The following is a 19,150-nucleotide window of genomic DNA, read 5'->3' as shown; positions in this document are numbered from 1 at the left end:
GCTCGTCGACCGGCTCGACGCGTGCGACCTGTCCGACGCCTCGCTCCAGGTGCTCATCGCCCGCACCTACAACAAGTTCGGCAACTTCGACCTCGCCCGCGACTACTTCCGTCGCACGCTGGCCGCCGGCGGGACGGCCCTGACGGTACGCGACTTCGAGGTGTGGATCGACCAGACCGTGCGCACCGCCGCGACCGACGCCGTCCACGGCTCCGACGCCCCGGGCGGGTCCGGCTCGCCGACCCTGCTCGGCCCCGAGGCCACCGAGAAGGCCGTCGCGACGATCGAGTCCTCGATCGCCACGCTGCGCCGCCTCATCGACGACCCCGGCTCGGTCGTCCTCGGTTCGGGGCCGACGGCGACGGTCCTGGCCGCGTCGGACATCGCGGCCACGCCGAGCATCGACCGGCTGTGGCGGGTCGCGAGCGCGTACAAGCGCCTCGCCCTCGTCACGTGTCCGGCACGGTGTGCGGCCGCCGCCGCCCCGGACGACTGGACCCGGGCCCAGGGCGCGCTCGTCGACGCCGCCAACTGGTACCGGCGCGCGTACGAGGCCGCCGGTGCGCGGGACCGGCGCAGCCACGGCGCGCTCGCCAACTGGCTCGGTGCCGAGCTGGCCCTGGTGTGGCACCCGGTGCCCGAGCGGGCGCCCGTCGACGCCGGCACCGCGCGGGGGCTGCTCCACGATGCGCTCGAGGTCGCGGACGAGGAGTCACGCCGCTCGCCGACGTTCTGGACGGTGGCCGTCGTCGGTGACCTCGTCGCGCTCTCGGCCCTGTGGTCGCCGGAGCCGGCCCGGTCCAAGGCGGCCAAGGCCATCGACCGCTACGGGCGCGCCGCCCTCATCGGCAGCGAGGAGCAGCTGCGCCAGGTGCGCGACCAGGTCGACTTCCTGGCAGACATGGCCGCCGACCACCCGGCGCAGTCGGCGTTCCTCCGGACGGTCCGGGAAGGCCTCGACGCCCTCGACCCCGCCGCCCGGACCCACTGAGCGCGGTGCCCGGCGGGGCAGGCGCGGGTCTCAGGGAGTGTCGAGGAACTCGTGGGTGAGCTCGGCGAGCTCGCGGGCCGACTGGGTGTTGAGCGACGCGCCCGCCCCGGCGACGACGTGCAGCCGCGCCCCGGGCACCTCGGCAGCAAGACGCCGGCCGGCCTCGGTGCCGGCGCGGTCGCGCGACCCGGCCACGACGAGCGTCGGGGCCTCCACGCGTCGCAGCGCGTCGGTGCCGTCGAACTCACGGAGGGCGTCGAGGACGGCGAGCATGCGGGGCCGCGACACCCCGGCGTCGACGAGCCTGGACTCCGGCACCAGACGCATCGCGAGCCTCTGCAGCAGCAGGGCACGCCGCGAGGGCCGCACGAGCGCCCCGGCGACGACGAGGCGCCCGACGAGATCGGGCCGCTCGACGGCGAGGCGCAGCGCGACGCTCGCGCCGACCGACACCCCGAGGAAGTCGGCCCGGCGGACGCCCTGCAGCTCCAGCTCGTCGGCGACACCCGAGGCGGCGGCGTCGAGGTCGAAACCGACGGGGTCCCTGGGGCGCAGGCCGCGCATCCACGGGGCCGTCATCGGCCGGCCGGCGCCGAAGGCCGACACGAAGTCCTGCCAGGCGATCGGCGACTGCCCCACGCCGTGGAGCAGGACGAGCGGACGCGGCCGGCTCGGCTGGGTCATGACCAGTCGAGGACGACCTTGCCGCACTGGCCGGAGCGCGCCGTGTCGAAGGCCTCCTCCCAGCGCTCGGCCGGGAACCGGTGCGTGATGACCTGGGCGACGGCTGCCCGGAACCGCTCGGACGTCGCGATCATCTGCGACATCGCGTACCACGTGTCGTACATCTCGCGCCCGTAGATGCCCTTGAGGGTCAGCATGTGGGTGATGACCTTGCCCCAGTCGAGCTCGTAGCCCTGGTGCGGGAGACCGAGCAGCGCGATGCGTCCGCCGTGGTTCATGTTGGCGATGAGGTCGCTGACGGCCGGCGCGGCCCCGGACATCTCGAGGCCGATGTCGAAGCCCTCCTTCATGCCGAGGTGGTGCTGCGCGTCGGCGAGCGACTCGCGGGTGACGTTGATGGTCAGGTCGGCCCCGGCGCGCTCGGCGAGCGCGAGGCGGTAGTCGCTCGCGTCGGACACGACGACGTACCGCGCCCCGGCGTGCCGGGCGATGGCGGCCGCCATGACGCCGATCGGGCCCGCGCCGGTGATGACGACGTCCTCGCCGACCATCGGCCACTGGAGCGCGGTGTGCGTCGCGTTGCCGAGGGGGTCGAACACCGCCCCGAGGTCGGGGTCGAGGTCGGCGGGCTGCACCCACACGTTGCTCGCCGGCAGCACGACGTAGTCGGCGAACGCGCCGTCGCGGTTGACGCCGATGCCCTGGGTGCGGATGCAGAGGTGGCGGCGGCCGGCCCGGCAGTTGCGGCACACCCCGCAGACGATGTGGCCCTCGCCGGACGCGCGGTCACCGACGGCGATGTGCTCGACGTCGGCGCCGATCTCGACGACCTCGCCGTAGAACTCGTGGCCGATGACGAGCGGCGGCCGGACGGTCGACTCGGCCCAGTCGTCCCAGCCGGCCAGGTGCAGGTCGGTGCCGCAGATGCCCGCACGCAGCACGCGGATCTTGACGTCGGCGGGCCCGCAGACCGGCTCGGGGCGGTCGACGAGCTCGAGGCCCGGGCCGGCGGACAGCTTCGTGAGGGCACGCACGGGGGGCAGTCTGCCACCCGTCCGCGGAGGCGCGATGATGAGGGCGTGACCGGGACCGATCCGAGCTCGCCGACGCACGAGGTGCGGCCGGCGCAGCCGGCGCAGCGTGTGGCCGACGCCGTCGCCCGTCTGCGCGGCGCGGGCGAACGCGTCACGCCGGCCCGGCGGGCGGTGCTGGCGATCGTCGACGCGGCGGACGCCAGGGGTGAGCACCTCACCGCCGACCAGATCGGGTCGCGCGTGGCCGACCTCGAGCCGGCCGTGCACCGGGCCACCGTGTACCGGACGCTGACGTCGCTCACCGAGCTCGGCGCGCTCTCGCACGTGCACCTCGGCGGGTCGGCGACGGTCTACCACCTCGCGGCGGGGCCCGAGGTCGCCGGCGCCGCGGTCGACGACGCACCCGGACGCCACGACCACGCCCACGTCCAGTGCCACGCGTGCGGACGCGTCCTCGACGTGCCGCCCGACGTCCTCGACGACGTCGCCCGCCGCCTCGAGGCGGATCTCGGCTTCGAGCTCGACACGAGCCATGCCGCCCTCCTCGGCACGTGCCGCGAGTGCCGGAGGGCGTGAGGCTCAGGCGGTCGCGGTCACCTCGACGAGGTAGCCCTGGGCCGGTCCGAGGACCGGGACCGGCAGGCCCACCGTCGTGAGCACGGCCCCCGGCACGAGGATCCCCTCGTCGCCGAGCGCCGGCTCCCACCACGCCGGCGGGACGAGCTGCACGACGGCCGGCAGGCCTGCCTCGGGGCGGACCCGGAGGGTGTACGTCCGGGCCGGGTCGAGGCCGGGCAGCGGCAGTGGCCCGGTGGCGGCGTCGCGGCCGGTCACGAGGCGCGCGACGGTGTAGACGCCGTGGCCGCGGTCGGCGTCGACGGTGCCCGTGACGAGCACGGTGCCGTCGGGGCTCTCGGACCGCACGAGGTCACCGGTGTGCAGCAGTGGCCGCAGCTCCCGGGCCAGGGCCGTCCACGCCGTCAGGGCCTCGAGCTCTCCGTCGGAGCACGTCGTGATGTCCCACTCGAGCCCGGCGTGGCCCTGGAGCGCCATGAGGGTACGGAAGCCGAGGTCGACGGTGCGGTGCGTCGTGTGGGCGGTGGCCGGGCCGACGTGCGTGCCCATGAGCTCGGCCGGCACGAGCAGGCTGGTCCACCGCTGGATGCTCGCCCGTTCGAGCGCGTCGTTGCAGTCGCTGGTCCAGATGCGGTCGGTGTGGTCGAGCACCTCGAGGTCGACGCGCGCCCCACCGCTGCTGCACGACTCGATCTCGAGCTCGGGGTGCCGAGCCCGGAGGTCGTCGAGCAGGCCGTAGAACGCGAGCGTGTGGGCGTGGACGGCGGGCGCGTCGACGACGCGACGGCCGGCGACCTCGACCGTGTGGACCGCCTCGTGGAGGTCGCGGTTGTGGTCCCACTTGATGTAGGCGATGCCGTACTCGGCGACGAGGCTGCTGATCCGCTCGAGCAGCTGGGCGCGGGCCTCGTCGTTCGTCAGGTCGATGAGCTGCTGGAAGCGCCACTCGCGCGGGGAACCGTCGGCCGGGCGCAGCACCCAGTCGGGGTGCGCGCGCACGAGGTCGCTGTCCTCGTTGACCATCTCCGGCTCGAACCACAGCCCGAACTCGAGTCCGAGTCCCTTCACGTGGTCGACGAGCGGCGAGAGGCCGTCGGGCCACACCTCGTCGGACACGACCCAGTCGCCGAGCCCTACCTTGTCGGTACGTCGTCCGCCGAACCACCCATCGTCGAGCACGAAGCGCTCGACGCCGATGCGGGCGGCCGTGTCGGCGAGCGCCTTGAGGTGGTCGAGGTCGGTCTCCATGTAGACCGCCTCCCACGTGTTGAGCACGACGGGTCGCGGGCGCGACGGGTGCCCCGCGCGGGCCCGCAGGCTGCGGTGCAGTCGCCGCGAGAGGCCGTCGAGGCCCGCGGTCGAGTGGAGGAAGACGACGGTGGGGGCGGCGTACGACTCCCCCGGCGCGAGTCGCACCTCGCCCGGCGCGAGCAGCTCGCCGCCGCCGAGGACGGCGTGGTGACGGCCGGCGCCCTCCGGGAGTGCCTCGACGAGGTGCTCGTGGTTGCCACTCCACGCCGTGTGGACGGCCCAGACCTCGCCTGTGCCCCAGTCGAACCCGCGCGTGCCGGCGATGAGCAGCAGCGTGGCGTCATGACCGGTGCGGCCCCGCCGCGACGCGCGCAGGTGGGTGCCGTGGTCGAGCCTGCTGCGCTGCGGCGAACGCTCGCGGCACCAGCGTCCGGTGAGGTCGAGCACCTCGTCGGCGCGCACGGGCAGCGGGAGGATGGCGCGCAGCGCCGCCACGTCGAGCGGGACGTCGGCGTCAGCGGTGTTCGTCACCGACGCGTCGACGCGGAGCACCCCGTGCTCGTCGAGGGAGTGGCGCAGCTCCAGGCGCACGCCGTCGCGCGCGCTCGCGCGCGTGACGAGCGTCGTGCCCTCGGTCGTGCAGGTGACCTCGCTCCACCGCAGGGCGCCCGATGCGCCGCCACGGTGACCGGCCCAGCCGGGCGTGCCCGACCAGCCGTCCGCCTCGCCCGGCAGGATGGTCAGCGGCCACGGCTCGTCGAGCGCGCTCGGTGGGGCCGGCGCGGTCGTGAGCCGGGACAGGGCCGCGTACGCGCCGGCGCCGCCGCCGAGGGCGGGGCCCCAGTGGACGACCTCGGGAAGCCCCGCGCCGCCGGGCTGCGGCTCGAGGACGAGCGCGGTCCCGGCGGCCTCGACGAAGACGGGAGAGACGGTGGACAGCTCGGACCCGTCGGTCGGGTGGGTCGGGTGGGTGGGGTCGGTCACGTCATCCCTTGGTCGCGCCGAGCGTCAGGCCCGCCACGAAGTGTCGTTGGAGCACGAAGAAGATCACCAGCGTAGGGATCGCGATGATCATCGATCCAGCGGCGACGAGGTTGTTGTCGGTGAAGAACTGGCCGCGCAGGTTGTTGAGCGAGCTCGTCACCGGGTACTTGTCGCCCTGCTGGAGCAGGACGGTGGCCCAGAAGAACTCGTTGTAGATCCACGTCGTCTGCAGCACCGCGAGCGCGGCCAGGGCCGGGCGGCACAGCGGCAGCGTAATCTGGAAGAACTGGCGGGTCACGCTCGCGCCGTCGATGACGGCCGACTCGTAGAGCTCCTTGGGCAGCGCCTTCATGTAGTTGCTGAGGACGAAGGCGCAGAACCCGGTCTGGAACGCGACGTTGACGAGGATGAGGCCCTGGAAGCTGTCGAGCAGGGTGCCCGACTCGCTGAACCAGAAGGGCACCTCGATGGCGCGGAACATCCGGTAGACGGGGATGAGCAGCGCCTGCGGCGGCAGCAGGTTCGCGGCCATGAAGAAGCCGAGGAGGGCGAGGTTGACCTTCCACGAGAACCGCGCGACGACGAAGGCGACGCACGCCGACAGGAACAGCGTCAGCAGCACGGCCGGCACCGTGATGATGAACGAGTTCCAGAAGTGCAGGCCGAAGTCGCCCTGCTCCCAGGCGTTCCTGTAGTTGTCGAGGGTGAAGCCGCCCCACGAGATGTAGCCGTGCTTGGCCGTGAACGCGTAGTCGCGGAACGAGTTGACGAGCGCGAGGAGCAGGGGGAAGAGCCAGATCAGCGACACGAGGGTCAGGACCAGCGGCAGGAACCAGCGGCGCCCGGACTGCGGTCCCCCCTCGCGCGGGTGGAGCAGGACCTGGGTGCGCTCCTGCACCGGGTCGGCGGTGAGGGACATGTCAGTCCTCCTTCATGGCGATGCGCAGGTAGACGAAGACGAGCACGCTGGAGATCGCGAGCATGATCGTCGCGAGCGCCGAGCCGAAGCCGATGCGGCTCGCCTCGCCGACGACGTTCTGCGTCACGAGTGTCGAGATGAGCTCGAGCCCGTTGCGCCCCTTGTTGATGACCCAGACGAGGTCGAAGGCGCGGAGCGACTCGATGACGGTCACGACGAGCACGATGATGTTGATCGGCCGCATCACCGGGAAGACCACCCGGAAGAAGGTCGTCGTCTCGCTCGCGCCGTCGATCCGGGCGGCCTCCCGCAGCGACGGGTCGACGCCCTTGAGGCCGGCCAGGTAGAGCAGCATGATGTAGCCGGAGTGCCGCCAGGTGGCGGCGACGAGTGCTGCCCAGAGGTTGACGTCCGGGTCGCCGTACCAGTCGGTGGTGCCGCCCGTGATCGCGTTGAGCAGGCCCTGGTCCCGCGAGTAGATGAGCTGCCAGATGAAGCCGATGAGGGCCAGGGACAGCACGACCGGCAGGTAGATGCTCGTCTGGTAGAAGCGGGTGCCCGTCACGCCCCGGTCGACGAGGACCGCGAAGAGCACCCCGAGCGGTGTCGCGACGAGGAACATCACGGCCAGCCAGATGAGGTTGTGCTGGATGGCCGGCCAGAACGGTGGGTAGATCGTCGTGATGTCGCGGTAGTTCTGGAGCCCGACCGACTTGATGCCGGAGAGCGGCCCGATCCCGTCCCAGTTGGTGAACGAGAGCAGGACCGAGCCGATCGCCGGGATCCAGACGAGCCAGAGGACGAGGAGGGTCGGCACGGCCACCATCAGCGCGACGACGACCCGGTCGCGCGCCGAGAGCTGGTCGATGCCCTTGTACCTGCGGTTGCTCGCCATGGTGACCGCCCCGTCAGGAGCCGAAGATGCTCTTCTTCTGGGCCTGGATGCTGTTGCAGAGGCCGTCGATGTCCTTCGGGTTCTTCAGGAAGGTCTGGATGGCCGGGATCATGACCGTCGAGGCGAAGTCCGGGCGGGTGTCGCGGTCCATGAACTGCGCGATGGACTTGGCCGACTGGACGTACTCCTTCGACTTCTTCTGCAGCGCCGTGTAGCCGCTCGTGTCCGCCTTGTCGTTGGTGGCGATGACGCTGGGGTCGGCCTTGAGGGCGAGCAGCTGGGCCTCGGGCTGCGAGATGTACTGGAGCAGCTTCTTGGCGGCGCCCTCGTTCTTGGGGCGGGCGCTCATCATGTAGCCGTCGATCGGCGCCTCGATGGCGTCGGTGCCGACGGTCGAGTCGATCTCGGGGAAGGTGAAGAAGTCGAGGTCGTCCTGCTCGGCGCCCTTGCCGAACTGCTGCGCGACGAACGAGCCGAGGACGTACATGCCGGACTTCTTCTGCTGGAGCGACTGCGCCGCCTCCTGCCACGTGCGGCCGAGGGAGTCGGCCTGGTGCAGCGGGAGGATCCCGGCCCAGGTGTCGAAGACCTTCTTGACCTTGGGGTCGGTCCACGACTCCTTGCCGGCCATCAGGCTGACGTGGAAGTCGTAGCCGTTGACGCGCAGGTTGAGCTGGTCGAAGGTGCCCATGGCGGGCCAGCCGTCCTTGTCGCCGAAGGCGATCGGGGCGATGCCGTCCTTCTGCATCTGGGCGCCGAGCGTCTTGAGGTCGTCGAGCGTCTTCGGCACCTCGTAGCCCCGCTGCTGCCAGAGGCTCTTCCGGTAGAAGACGGCCCACGGGTAGTTGGTGATCGGCACGAAGTACTGCTTGCCGTCCGCGCCGGTCGAGGCCTTCTTCAGCGCGTCGCTCATGCCGGTGATGTTCTTCCAGACATCGGAGATGTCGCCGACGAGGCCCTTCTCGGCGAAGAACTGCATGCGGTAGCCGGCGAACCAGGTGAAGACGTCGTCGGGCGAGCCCTGGAGGTAGTTGTTGATGTTCTCCTGGAAGGAGTTGTGGTCGACGGTGTTGATCTTGACGGTCGTGCCGGGGTTCGCCTTGGAGAAGGCGTCCATGTAGGCCTGCACGGCCGCCTTCGGCACGGCGTCCGACTGGTTCGAGCCGACGGTCACCGTTCCGGTCACGGCACCCGTGGGGACGCCGGCCGAGCCCGAGTTGCTGCCGCAGGCCGCGAGGCCACCGGCGCCCAGGAGGGCACCGACGCCGACGGCGCCGCGCAGGAGGGTCCGACGGTCGATGCCGCGAACGGAGGGGGGAACCATGCGAGCGAGGTACTCGGCCTCGGTGCTCGGGCGGGTCATTGCGGTCTCCTTTGACGCTGTACCGGATGTGGAGTGGCCGGGGCCGAGAACGAACACAGTCGCTCAAAACCGGCCAACAACAAACAGAGAATCCTCAGGTCGGACACTTCTGTCAAGAGGACCGGACAACCCCGTCGCAGATCGTGATGGAACCTTTGCCCGCCCGCGCCGCTTGGGGGAGAGTCGTCTTCCCGAGAGCACGCCGCCGCGAACGGACACGGCCCGCGCGGACGCCGGCTCGCCGACCGGACAGACTCAAACCGGTCCGACTGTTGGAAAATGTTGACATCACGCCGGTCCGCGGTCCACGCTGGGCGCCATGCGCTCCTGGCCGACGAAGACCCTCGCCCTCGGCGGTGACTACAACCCCGAACAGTGGCCCCGCTCGGTCTGGGACGAGGACGTCGAGCTGATGCGCCGCGCCGGCGTCTCGTTCGTCAGCCTCGGGGTCTTCTCGTGGTCCTGGCTCGAGCCCGCCAAGGGCGAGTACGAGTTCGAGTGGCTCGACACCGTCATGGACAAGCTGCACGCGGGCGGCATCGCCGTCGACCTCGCCACCGCCACGGCCACGCCGCCACCGTGGCTCTCGCACGCCCACCCCGAGATCCTGCCCGTCGACGTCGACGGCCACACGCTGTGGCCGGGCAGCCGGCAGGCGTGGTGCCCCACCTCCCCCGTCTACCGCGAGTACGCCCTCGCCCTGACGCGGCAGCTGGCCACGCGCTACCACGAGCACCCGGCCCTCGCGATGTGGCACGTGTCCAACGAGTACGCCTGCCACAACCTGCCCTGCTACTGCGACGAGTGCGCCCGCCACTTCCGCTCGTGGCTGCTGCGTCGGTACACCACGCTCGAGCGTCTCAACGACGCGTGGGGCACCGCCTTCTGGAGCCAGCGCTACACCGCCTGGGAGCAGGTGCTGCCGCCCCGCCGATCGACGACGTTCAACAACCCGACGCACGTGCTGGACTACCGGCGGTTCTCCTCCGACGCCCTGCTCGACTTCATGCGCGCCGAGCGGGCCGTGCTCGAGGAGCGCTCCCCCGGCGTTCTCGTCACGACGAACTTCATGACGCTGGCCCACTTCCGCCACCTCGACTACGCGCAGTGGGCCGACGCCGTCGACGTCGTCAGCACCGACCACTACATCGTCGACACGCTGGCCCACCCGCGCGCCGAGCTGGCCTTCAGCGGCGACGTGACGCGCGGCCTCGCCGGCGGCGCCCCCTGGATGCTCATGGAGCACTCGACGAGCGCCGTCAACTGGCAGCCGGTCAACCACGCCAAGGCTCCCGGCCAGACGATCCGCGACGCGGTCGCCCACGTGGCGCGTGGCGCGGACACCATCGGCTGGTTCCAGTGGCGCCAGTCGCGCGCCGGTGCCGAGAAGTTCCACAGCGCGGTCGTGCCGCACGCGGGGCCGGACAGCGCCCGGTTCCGCGAGGTCGAGCAGCTCGGCCGCATCGCCGGACGGCTGGGCGAGCTCGTCGGCAGCCGCGTGGAGGCCCGGGTGGCGGTCCTGCACGACTTCCAGGCGATCTGGGCGGCGGAGGGCCCGTGCATGCCGTCCGCCGACCTCGACCCGCTCGAGGCCGCGCACGCGGTCCACCGGGTGCTGCACGCGCGCGGCGTCACCACCGACGTCGTCCACCCCTCGACCGACCTCTCGTCCTACGACGTCGTCGTCGTGCCGCAGCTGTACACGGTGTCCGACGCCGTGGCCGCCGCCGTCGCCGCTGCCGCGGAGCGCGGGGCACAGGTCGTCGTGACCTACTTCTCCGGGATCAGCGACGAGGACGACCACGTGCGCCTCGGTGGCTACCCGGGTGCCTTCCGCGACCTGCTCGGCGTCCGCGTCGAGGAGCTCTTCCCGCTCGACCGGGCCGAGACGGTGGCGCTCTCGAGCGGTACGGGCACGTGGTGGAGCGAGGACGTCACCGCGGGCCAGGGCACCGAGGTCGTGGCGACGTATGCCGCCGGCCCGCTCGTCGGCCGTCCGGCCGTGACGCGACGCGACGTCGGCGCCGGTGGCGCCTGGTACCTCAGCACGCTGCCCGACGACGAGACCCTGGGCGGCCTGCTCGAGGGCGTCATCGCCGCGGCGGGCGTCACGCCGACCGTCGCGGGGCTCCCCCGCGGCGTCGAGGCGACGCGGCGCGTGAACGGGGACGGCTCGTGGCTGTTCCTGCTCAACCACGACGACGCCGAGCACGAGGTGCGCGTCACGGGGTACGACCTCGTCGCCGACCGGCGCACGGACGGCCTCGTCACGCTCGCGCCGGGAGCGGTCGCCGTCGTACGAGAGGACTGAACGTGCTCGCCAGCCAACGCCGGACCGTCATCCTCGGGCTCGTCGAGGACGAGGGCGCGGTCCGGGTCTCCGACCTCGTCGAGCGCCTCGGGGTCTCCGACATGACCATCCGCCGCGACATCGAGCGTCTCGCCGGGGACGGCCTGCTCGAGCGCGTCCACGGCGGCGCCCTCGCCGTCGGGGGCACCCGGTCCAGCGAGGAGCCCGGCTTCTCGGCGAAGTCCCACCTGCAGCTCGCGCAGAAGCAGGCCCTCGGCCGGCACGCCGCCCGGCTCGTCGGCCCGGGCAGCGCCATCGGCATCTCCGCCGGCACGACGACCTACGAGCTGGCCCGCGCGGTCAGGGACGTGCCGCAGCTGACCGTCGTGACCAACTCGGTGCCGGTCGCGCAGCTCCTCCACGAGTCGGGGGCCCCGGGGCAGACCGTCGTCCTCACCGGTGGCGTGCGCACCCCCTCCGACGCGCTCGTGGGCCCGGTCGCCGTGTCGGCGCTGCGGTCGCTGCACTACGACGTCCTGTTCCTCGGGGCGCACGGCGTCGACGACCGTGCCGGCCTGACGACGCCCAACCTCGTCGAGTCCGAGACGAACCGGGCCCTCATCGGCTCGGCCCGCACGGTGTGCGTCCTCGCGGACTCCTCGAAGTGGGGCACCGTCGGCCTCAGCACCTTCGCCGAGCTCGACGACGTCGACGTCTTCGTCACCGACGCCGCCCTGGGCGAGCGTGCCCGCACCGCCCTCGGAGACGCCGTGGGCTCCCTCGAGATCGTGGAAGCCACCTCATGAGCCACCGCTTCACCTCCCGCACCCTGGCCGACGGTCGCGAGATCATCTACGTCGACGAGCCGGGTACGCCCGAGCGCACGGCCCGCGACCTGCGTCCGGTCGAGCCGCGCGTGCTGTCCGGGGAGGTCCGCCACGACGCGCTCGTCGACGACTGGGTCGCCGTCGCGGCGCACCGGCAGAACCGCACCTTCATGCCGCCGAAGGACGAGTGCCCGCTCTGCCCGACCGGCCGCGGCACCGCGCCCTCGGAGATCCCGGAGTCGGACTACCAGGTCGTCGTCTTCGAGAACCGGTTCCCCTCGTACGCCGTCGAGTCGCTGGGAGCCGAGTTCCCCGACCCCACAGGCCTTTTCGGAACCCGTCCCGCCGTGGGACGCTGCGAGGTCGTGTGCTTCACCAGCGACCACGAGAGCTCCTTCAAGGACCTGTCGGTCGAGCGGGTCCGGATGGTCGTCGACACGTGGGCCCAGCGCACCGAGGCGCTCGCGGCCCGGCCCGAGGTGCAGCACGTCTTCGCCTTCGAGAACCGCGGCCGCGAGATCGGCGTCACCCTCCCGCACCCGCACGGGCAGATCTACGCCTACCCGTACGTCCCGGCCCGCACGCGTCAGCTGCTCGACGCGGCGCAGTGCCACCTCGAGCGCACCGGTCGGCTGCTCGGTGCGGACCTGCTCGCCGCCGAGCGCGCCGACGGTTCCCGCGTCGTCATCGAGGGCACGCACTGGACCGCGTACGTGCCGTTCGCGGCCCGGTGGCCGGTGGAGGTGCACCTCGCGCCGCACCGCGACGTGCCCGACCTCGCGGCCCTCGATGACGACGAGCGCGACGAGCTCGCCACCGTCTACCACGACCTGCTCGGCCGGCTCGACCGGTACTACGTCGCCGAGGACGGCTCGCCCGTCACCCTCCCGTACATCGCGGCGTGGCAGCAGGCGCCCGCCAAGGTCGGCCGGGACGCCTCGCGCCTGCACCTGCAGCTCATGTCGGTGCTGCGCGGTCCCGGACGCCTCAAGTACCTCGCGGGGTCCGAGTCGGGCGTCGGCGGCTGGGTCAACGACATCGCGCCGGAGCGGGCCGCGGCCCGGCTGCGGGAGGTGGCACCGTGAGCGCGAGAGAGCCGGAAGAGGTGATCGAGGGCGTCCGTGCCCGCTTCGTCGACCGGTACGGCCGCGAGCCCCAGGGCGTCTGGTCGGCGCCGGGCCGCGTCAACCTCATCGGTGAGCACACCGACTACAACGGCGGCCTGTGCCTGCCCATCGCCCTGCCGCAGCGCACGTACGCCGCGGCCGCCGTGCGCGACGACGGCGTCCTGAGGGTCTGCTCCCTGCAGAGCGACACCCCGGTCGAGGTCGCGCTCGCGGACGTGTCGCCCGAGCGGCCCGGCGGCTGGGCGTCGTACGTCGCGGGTGTGCTGTGGGCGCTGCGTGAGGAGGGCCACGACGTGCCGGGCCTCGACGTCGTCATCGACTCGGTCGTGCCGGTCGGTGCCGGGCTGTCGAGCTCGGCGGCCCTCGAGTGCTCGGTCGGCGCCGCGGTCAGCGACCTCGGCGGGCTCGGGCTGCTCGAGGACGCCGGTGCCCGGGCGCGCTTGGCCCAGGCCTGCATCCGCGCCGAGAACGAGATCGCGGGCGCCCCGACCGGAGGGCTCGACCAGTCCGCGGCGCTGCTGTGCGACGACGCGAGCGCCCTGCTGCTCGACTGCCGGTCGTGGCAGACCGAGCAGGTGCCCTTCGACCTCGCCTCGTCCGGGTACGCGCTGCTCGTCACCGACACCCGGGCCCACCACGAGCTCGTCGACGGCCAGTACGCCGCGCGCCGGGACGCGTGCGAGGAGGCCGCCCGCCTCCTCGGTGTCGACACGCTGCGCGAGGTGCCCGCCTCCGGGCTCGACGCGGCGCTCGACCGGCTGCCCACCGACGAGATGCGGCGACGCGTCCGGCACGTCGTCACCGAGATCGACCGGGTGGAGCGGGCCGTCGCGGCCCTGCGCGCGGGGGACCTCGACGAGGTCGGCCGGCTCTTCGACGCCTCCCACACCTCGATGCGCGACGACTACGAGATCTCCTGCGACGAGCTCGACGTCGCCACCGACACCGCGCGGCGGCACGGCGCCCTGGGCGCCCGGATGACCGGCGGCGGCTTCGGCGGCTCGTGCATCGCCATCGTGCGGGCCGACGCCGTCGACGAGGTCGGCAGGGCCGTCGAGGACGCGTTCGCGGAGCACGGGTTCACCGTGCCGTCCTCGTTCGCCGTCACGGCCGGCGCCGCGGCGCACCGTGACGCGTGAACGGCGCCCTCGGCTCCGCGCACACCGGACACCGGACACGCCGGAGGGCGGCCACCCACGTCGGGTGACCGCCCTCCGGTCGAGGTGCGTGGACGTCAGGCCGGGATGATGAGGCCGGTCGTGGCCTTCGCGCGCTCGAGACGAGCTGCGACGTCCTGCCAGTTGACGACGTTCCACCAGGCCTTGACGTAGTCGGCCTTGACGTTCTCGTACTGCAGGTAGAAGGCGTGCTCCCACATGTCGAGCTGCAGCAGCGGGATCTGGCCGACCGGGATGTTGCCCTGCTGGTCGAACAGCTGCATGATGTGCGGCCGGCCGGCGATGGTGTCCCACGCCCAGATCGACCAGCCGGAGCCCTGGATGGCGTTGGCGTTGGCGTTGAAGTGCGCCTGGAACTTCTCGAAGCCGCCGAAGTACTCGTCGATCGCGGCCTGGACCTCGCCCTCGGGCTGGCCGCCACCGTCGGGGCTCATGTTCTTCCAGAAGACCGAGTGGTTCGTGTGGCCGCCGAGATGGAACGCGAGGTTCTTCTCGACGCCGTTGACGGCTGCGTAGTCACCGGACTCACGCAGCTCCTCGAGCTTGGCGACCGCGGCGTTCGCGCCGTCGACGTAGGCCTTGTGGTGCTTGCTGTGGTGCAGCTCCATGATGCGAGCGCTGATGTGCGGCTCGAGAGCCGCGTAGTCGTAGTCGAGCTCGGGAAGCGTGTAAGCCACTTGTCGTTCCTTTCTGGAGACCTTTCGGCTCCGATCACTCTATGCCGCGCGTCGCGCGGGCCGACAGGGGTGTCCCGGCCGACCGGGCGACGCCGTCGAGGGGGACCCACTCGACGATCCTGCGAGCTCAACAGGGCTTGAGGTCAAGCGGACCCGTCGTCCGGGCGGCTGAGTCGAGCCCGAGCAGGTCGCGGACGTCGTCCGAGGTGATCGCGCCGGAGAGCGACCCGCCCTCGTCGACGACACGGTCGAACAGGTCACGCTTGCGCTCCTGGAGCGCGACGACCTTCTCCTCGATGGTGCCGGCCGACACGAGCCGGTACACCGTGACGGGCTTGTCCTGGCCGATGCGGTGGGCGCGGTCGATGGCCTGGGCCTCGGCCGCCGGGTTCCACCAGGGGTCGAGCACGAAGACGTAGTCGGCCTCGGTGAGGGTGAGCCCGAACCCGCCGGCCTTGAGGCTGATGAGGAACGCCACCGCGTCACCCTGGCGGAAGCCGCGGACCACCTCCTGGCGGTCGGTCGTCGAGCCGTCGAGGTAGGCGGTCTCGAGACCGGCCTTCGCCAGCGCCGCCTCGACGAGGCGCAGGAACCCGGTGAACTGGCTGAAGACGAGCGCGCGGTGGCCCTCGGCGGCGAGCTCGCGCAGCTGGTCGACGAGGAACTCCACCTTCGCCGCGGTGGCCCGGCCAGCCTGGGCGGGGTCGACGAGCGAGGGCTCGAGGGCGAGCTGGCGCAGCCGGGTCAGGGAGGCGAGGATCGCGACGCGGTTGCCGTCGGGGTCGCCGAGCAGGCCGAGGATGCGCTGGCGCTCGCGCTGCAGGTGCTGGTCGTAGACGTGCCGGTGCACCGGGTGCGGCTCGAGCGGCACGACCTGGACCTGCTTGGGCGGCAGGTCGAGGGCCACCTGCTCCTTGGTGCGGCGCAGGACGAGAGGGCGGATGCGCCGGCGGAGCAGGTCGAGCAGGTCGGGTCGCTCGCCCGACTCGATGGGCCGCCGGTAGCTCTGGGTGAACACGTCGGGGCGCGGGTAGAGGCCGGGCGCCGTCAGCGACAGCAGCGACCAGAGGTCCATGAGGGAGTTCTCGAGCGGCGTGCCGGTGACGGCGAGCGTGAACGGCGCACCGAGCCGCCGGACCGCGACGTGGGTCTTGGCCTGACGGTTCTTGACGAACTGCGCTTCGTCGAGGACGACTCCGCCCCAAGCGATCTCGTGGAAGGCATCGGCGTCGAGACGCAGCACGGCGTACGAGGTGACGACGACCTGGGCACCACCGACGGCGTCCGGCAGGACCGTGCCGCGCTTGCGCCCCGTGGCGGTGACGGCGACGGTGCGCAGGTGCGGGGCGAAGGTGTCGATCTCCTGCAGCCACGTGCCGACGACGCTCGTCGGCGCGACGACGAGGACGGGCCCCCGGGCACCCGGGGACCCGGTGCTCGGGCTGCCGAGCTCGCCGCGGTCGTGCGCCCGGGCGAGCGCGGCGATGACCTGGAGGGTCTTGCCGAGGCCCATGTCGTCGGCCAAGATGCCGCCGATGCGGGCGTCCCACAGCCGCGCCAGCCACCGGTAGCCCTCGAGCTGGTAGGGCCGCAGCGTGGCGCGGAGCGCCCGCGGGACCTCCGCTGCGGGCGCGTCGGCGAGGGGTGCGAGCGCCGCGACGTTGGCGGCCCACCTGGCGCTCTGCTGCTCGACGACGCCGAGGGCCGCGAGCTCCTCCCACAGGTCGGCGTGGTGGGCACTGAGCCGCAGGCCGCCGGTCTCGGGGTCGGCGAGCTCTCGCGCCTCGTCGATGAGCGTGCGCAGCCGGACCAGCTCGGGCCGGTCGAGCCGGAACCACGAGCCGGAGTCGAGGAGCATGATGTCCTCGCCGGCGGCGAGCGCGGCGAAGAGCGGCTCGAAGGGCACCTCCTCGCCGTCGACCTCGACCGTGACGCGCAGGTCGAACCAGTCACCGGGCTCGGCCTGCTCGCGACGCCGGGCGGGCCCTGGACCCGAGCCGGGCGGCAGCGCTCCCGTGACGACGTCGGTGGCCCCGATGCGCACCACGGGCGGTGCCGTGACCTCCTCGTACGGGGGGAGGTCACCGTCGACCTCCACGGTGACGTGCTCGTCGGCCTCGAGGGCCGGCAGCTGTTCGGAGACGAACCGCGCGGCGTCGGGGCCACGCAGGTGCAGGCGCGAGCGCAGCCACGGCAGCCCCTCGGCGAGGCCACCGACGGCCCCGGGCACCTCGTGCAGGGACGTCGCCGCGCGCGTCGCCGCGGTCTCGGCATCGCGGTCGCGGGTGCGACGGATGCCGAGCAGCCCCAGCGCGCCCCCGTGGGTCCCGCCGGCGGAGGGTCCGTGCGCCGCACGCTCGGTGATCGGCCGAAGGACGCCGTCGTAGGCGTGCCCGAGGTCGACCCGGACCTCGCCCGGGACGTCGTGGACCACCCTGACGTGCACGGTGACCCGTTCGGGCGCGACCTCCCCGCCGGCGGGCGTGTCACCGACGGGCAGCGGCACCTCGGAGCGCACGCGCACGCGCTGCCGCAGCCCCGGCACGGTCGACCCGAGGAACCGGGCGCGCTCGTCGGCGGGCACGCGCAGACCGGCGCGGGCCTGCTCGAGCGCTGCGCTCGCGAGCCCGAGGTCCTGCTCGAGCGGCACGAGGGTGAGGGCTCCGTCGTCGGCGGAGACGGCGACGCCGTGCACCGGGTCGCCGAGGAAGAGGACCTCGCCACCGCCTGCGTCGGCGGCGTGGGCGGCGTCGGCGGCGCCGGTGGCCTCGTCCGCATCGTCACCGCCGCCACCGGGCAGACCGGCGACGCGCAGCCGGACGACGAGGTCGCCCGAACCGTCAGGGGCCCGGCGCACGTGCAGCTCGAGGGTGGCCGGCTCGTCGACGACGGTGACCGGCCCCACGACGCCTTCACCGGGCAGGAGGACGACGCCGGCGTCGCGGGCGCGCGACAGCAGCGGCCACACGTCCGGGCTCGCGTCGAGGGCGATGGGCGGCGCGGCGGTCAGGTACGTCGTGCCGCCCGAGGCGTGGCGCGCGGCGTCGTAGAGGCGGGTGAGCGCCCGCTCGTGCTCGGGCAGGAGGCGGATGCCGGCACGCCACTGCGGCAGCGCGTCGTGCCAGGTGAGGGTGCGGTGCCACGTGCCGGCGCGCGTCCACCGCGTGGGCCGGAGGCCGTACCCCGGCTCGGGCAGCCCGCCGCGGCCGCGCGGGTCGCGGTAGACGACGTCGACGAGCAGGCCCGCGGGCATGAGGTCGCCCTGCGGCTCGGGGCGTGCGTCCGGCGCAGGAGCGGCCGCGGTGCGGGGACGGATGTGCCCCAGGACCTCGGACCAGTGCACGAGCCGTGGCGCCCCCTCGGGCCGGCGCTCGACGAGCCCGGCGCTGGCCGGCTCGCCGACCCGCGGGCCGTCCTCGGGCTCCACGACGGCCTCCGGCAGGACGCCGTTGGCGACGTCTCGCGCGGTGAGGAGCAGGGCGACGACGTGCTTGCAGTCGGTGGCGACGGGACAGCTGCACCGCCCGTTCCACAGGTGGGCGCGGCCCTTCGGGTGCGGTCGCGCCTCGATGATCGTCTGGTAGGTCTCGGCGCCGCTGCCGTCGATGGTGCCGAGGATCATGAGCCCGTCGGGCCGCGTCGCGATGGACCGGACCCGGCGCTCGGCGGCATAGGCCTCGCCGCGACCGAAGGTGCGCGAGCCGACCTGCTGGGCGATGTCGGGATCGGTGACCTGCCCGACCCACGTCGCCCGCCCCACGCTCCACGCCATCCCTCGACTCTAGGTCGGGGTGCCGACACCCGGCGGCACGGTCCACAGGTCCGGCAGGATGGGCGGATGGCCGACCCGCGCTCGCTGACGCTCGCCGACTTCCCCGTCCACCGGGCGGTGACGACGCGCTGGTCGGACAACGACATGTACGGCCACCTCAACAACGCCGTCTACTACGAGCTGTTCGACTCGGCGATCAACGGCTGGCAGGCCGAGCACGAGACGATCGACCCGACCCGTGACCCGACGCAGGGCGTCGTCGCCGAGTCCGGCTGCGTCTTCTACGCCGAGGTCGCCTTCCCCACGCCGCTCGTCGTCGGGCTGCGGGTGACGCGTCTCGGCACGAGCAGCGTCACCTACCAGCTCGGCCTCTTCGCCGACCCGGCGCACGGCGGCGAGGGGGACATCCGGGCGCTGGGCCACTGGGTGCACGTCGAGATCGACGCCCGGACGCGCCGCCCCACGCCGATCCCGGACCACCTGCGTGCCCTCATGGCCGGGGCAGTGGTCGAGGTGGACGCGTGAGCGGCGCCGGACGTCCCGGTGGGCGTCACGGCACGCGTCACGAGGGCCACCCGGAGG

The 19,150-nt window shown here is 72.8% G+C and carries 15 protein-coding genes; 7 read left to right on the top strand and 8 right to left on the bottom strand.

The window, feature by feature from the left end:
• On the top strand, positions 1 to 991 hold a 991-nt coding region (locus ACR9ZK_RS14365; RefSeq protein ID WP_481342622.1), incomplete at its 5' end, for a hypothetical protein.
• A 30-nt stretch (positions 992 to 1,021) separates the two neighbouring features.
• Here ACR9ZK_RS14365 and ACR9ZK_RS14360 read toward each other — a convergent pair.
• Together ACR9ZK_RS14360 and tdh are read right to left on the bottom strand one after the other, a co-directional pair.
• Positions 1,022 to 1,675: an alpha/beta fold hydrolase gene (locus ACR9ZK_RS14360; RefSeq protein WP_481342621.1), complete on the bottom strand. Its 654-nt coding sequence runs from the start codon at positions 1,673 to 1,675 to the stop codon at positions 1,022 to 1,024.
• Entirely contained in the window at positions 1,672 to 2,709 is a 1,038-nt protein-coding gene (gene tdh, locus ACR9ZK_RS14355) for an L-threonine 3-dehydrogenase (protein ID WP_481342620.1), read from the bottom strand. Before tdh ends, ACR9ZK_RS14360 begins: the two co-directional genes overlap by 4 nt.
• A gap of 45 nt (positions 2,710 to 2,754) precedes the next feature.
• Between tdh and ACR9ZK_RS14350 the strand changes: the two genes are divergently transcribed.
• Complete coding sequence (locus ACR9ZK_RS14350; RefSeq protein ID WP_481342619.1) at positions 2,755 to 3,285, top strand: Fur family transcriptional regulator; 531 nt, start codon at positions 2,755 to 2,757, stop codon at positions 3,283 to 3,285.
• 3 nt (positions 3,286 to 3,288) lie between these two features.
• On the opposite strand, the gene ACR9ZK_RS14345 is transcribed toward ACR9ZK_RS14350, so the two are convergent.
• From ACR9ZK_RS14345 to ACR9ZK_RS14330, 4 genes are read right to left on the bottom strand one after another with little or no spacing between them, the layout of a single operon-like run.
• Positions 3,289 to 5,520 (bottom strand): alpha-galactosidase, encoded by a 2,232-nt coding sequence (locus ACR9ZK_RS14345; RefSeq protein ID WP_481342618.1) that lies wholly within the window; start codon positions 5,518 to 5,520, stop codon positions 3,289 to 3,291.
• A 1-nt stretch (position 5,521) separates the two neighbouring features.
• The gene (locus tag ACR9ZK_RS14340; protein ID WP_481342617.1) at positions 5,522 to 6,439 is read right to left on the bottom strand and encodes a carbohydrate ABC transporter permease; all 918 of its coding nucleotides are present in this window, start codon (positions 6,437 to 6,439) and stop codon (positions 5,522 to 5,524) included.
• 1 nt (position 6,440) lies between these two features.
• Positions 6,441 to 7,334, bottom strand: a complete 894-nt coding sequence (locus ACR9ZK_RS14335) for a carbohydrate ABC transporter permease (RefSeq protein ID WP_481342616.1) — start codon at positions 7,332 to 7,334, stop codon at positions 6,441 to 6,443.
• 13 nt (positions 7,335 to 7,347) lie between these two features.
• Positions 7,348 to 8,697, bottom strand: a complete 1,350-nt coding sequence (locus tag ACR9ZK_RS14330) for an ABC transporter substrate-binding protein (RefSeq protein WP_481342614.1) — start codon at positions 8,695 to 8,697, stop codon at positions 7,348 to 7,350.
• A gap of 319 nt (positions 8,698 to 9,016) precedes the next feature.
• Between ACR9ZK_RS14330 and ACR9ZK_RS14325 the strand changes: the two genes are divergently transcribed.
• Genes ACR9ZK_RS14325 through galK form a run of 4 tightly spaced genes read left to right on the top strand, consistent with a single transcriptional unit; the run spans position 9,017 to position 14,080 of the window.
• Positions 9,017 to 11,008: a beta-galactosidase gene (locus ACR9ZK_RS14325; protein WP_481342613.1), complete on the top strand. Its 1,992-nt coding sequence runs from the start codon at positions 9,017 to 9,019 to the stop codon at positions 11,006 to 11,008.
• Positions 11,009 to 11,010: 2 nt separating this feature from the next.
• Complete coding sequence (locus tag ACR9ZK_RS14320; RefSeq protein ID WP_481342612.1) at positions 11,011 to 11,793, top strand: DeoR/GlpR family DNA-binding transcription regulator; 783 nt, start codon at positions 11,011 to 11,013, stop codon at positions 11,791 to 11,793.
• Positions 11,790 to 12,899: a galactose-1-phosphate uridylyltransferase gene (galT, locus tag ACR9ZK_RS14315; RefSeq protein WP_481342611.1), complete on the top strand. Its 1,110-nt coding sequence runs from the start codon at positions 11,790 to 11,792 to the stop codon at positions 12,897 to 12,899. Before ACR9ZK_RS14320 ends, galT begins: the two co-directional genes overlap by 4 nt.
• Positions 12,896 to 14,080, top strand: a complete 1,185-nt coding sequence (galK, locus tag ACR9ZK_RS14310; protein ID WP_481342610.1) for a galactokinase — start codon at positions 12,896 to 12,898, stop codon at positions 14,078 to 14,080. Before galT ends, galK begins: the two co-directional genes overlap by 4 nt.
• 95 nt (positions 14,081 to 14,175) lie before the next feature.
• Here the strand turns inward: galK and ACR9ZK_RS14305 are convergent, their stop codons facing one another.
• Together ACR9ZK_RS14305 and ACR9ZK_RS14300 are read right to left on the bottom strand one after the other, a co-directional pair.
• Positions 14,176 to 14,796, bottom strand: a complete 621-nt coding sequence (locus ACR9ZK_RS14305) for a superoxide dismutase (RefSeq protein ID WP_481342609.1) — start codon at positions 14,794 to 14,796, stop codon at positions 14,176 to 14,178.
• Positions 14,797 to 14,923: 127 nt separating this feature from the next.
• Complete coding sequence (locus ACR9ZK_RS14300; protein ID WP_481342608.1) at positions 14,924 to 18,568, bottom strand: DEAD/DEAH box helicase; 3,645 nt, start codon at positions 18,566 to 18,568, stop codon at positions 14,924 to 14,926.
• Between the two features lie 66 nt (positions 18,569 to 18,634).
• Here ACR9ZK_RS14300 and ACR9ZK_RS14295 point away from each other — a divergent pair, with 66 nt between their 5' ends.
• Positions 18,635 to 19,093 (top strand): acyl-CoA thioesterase, encoded by a 459-nt coding sequence (locus ACR9ZK_RS14295; protein ID WP_481342607.1) that lies wholly within the window; start codon positions 18,635 to 18,637, stop codon positions 19,091 to 19,093.
• Positions 19,094 to 19,150: the final 57 nt, after the last annotated feature.

Source organism: Monashia sp. HAY1-5C (assembly GCF_056755255.1).
Note: the sequence above shows the minus strand (reverse complement) of the source record. Positions and strands in the feature narration are given on the sequence as shown.

Excerpts from the sequence above, each read along its gene's own strand:
- ACR9ZK_RS14360 (WP_481342621.1), bottom strand. The coding sequence starts at position 1,675 with ATGACCCAGCCGAGCCGGCCGCGTCCGCTCGTCCTGCTCCACGGCGTG.
- ACR9ZK_RS14340 (WP_481342617.1), bottom strand. The coding sequence starts at position 6,439 with ATGTCCCTCACCGCCGACCCGGTGCAGGAGCGCACCCAGGTCCTGCTC.
- ACR9ZK_RS14335 (WP_481342616.1), bottom strand. The coding sequence starts at position 7,334 with ATGGCGAGCAACCGCAGGTACAAGGGCATCGACCAGCTCTCGGCGCGC.
- ACR9ZK_RS14330 (WP_481342614.1), bottom strand. The coding sequence starts at position 8,697 with ATGACCCGCCCGAGCACCGAGGCCGAGTACCTCGCTCGCATGGTTCCC.
- ACR9ZK_RS14325 (WP_481342613.1), top strand. The coding sequence starts at position 9,017 with ATGCGCTCCTGGCCGACGAAGACCCTCGCCCTCGGCGGTGACTACAAC.
- galT (WP_481342611.1), top strand. The coding sequence starts at position 11,790 with ATGAGCCACCGCTTCACCTCCCGCACCCTGGCCGACGGTCGCGAGATC.
- ACR9ZK_RS14300 (WP_481342608.1), bottom strand. The coding sequence starts at position 18,568 with ATGGCGTGGAGCGTGGGGCGGGCGACGTGGGTCGGGCAGGTCACCGAT.
- ACR9ZK_RS14295 (WP_481342607.1), top strand. The coding sequence starts at position 18,635 with ATGGCCGACCCGCGCTCGCTGACGCTCGCCGACTTCCCCGTCCACCGG.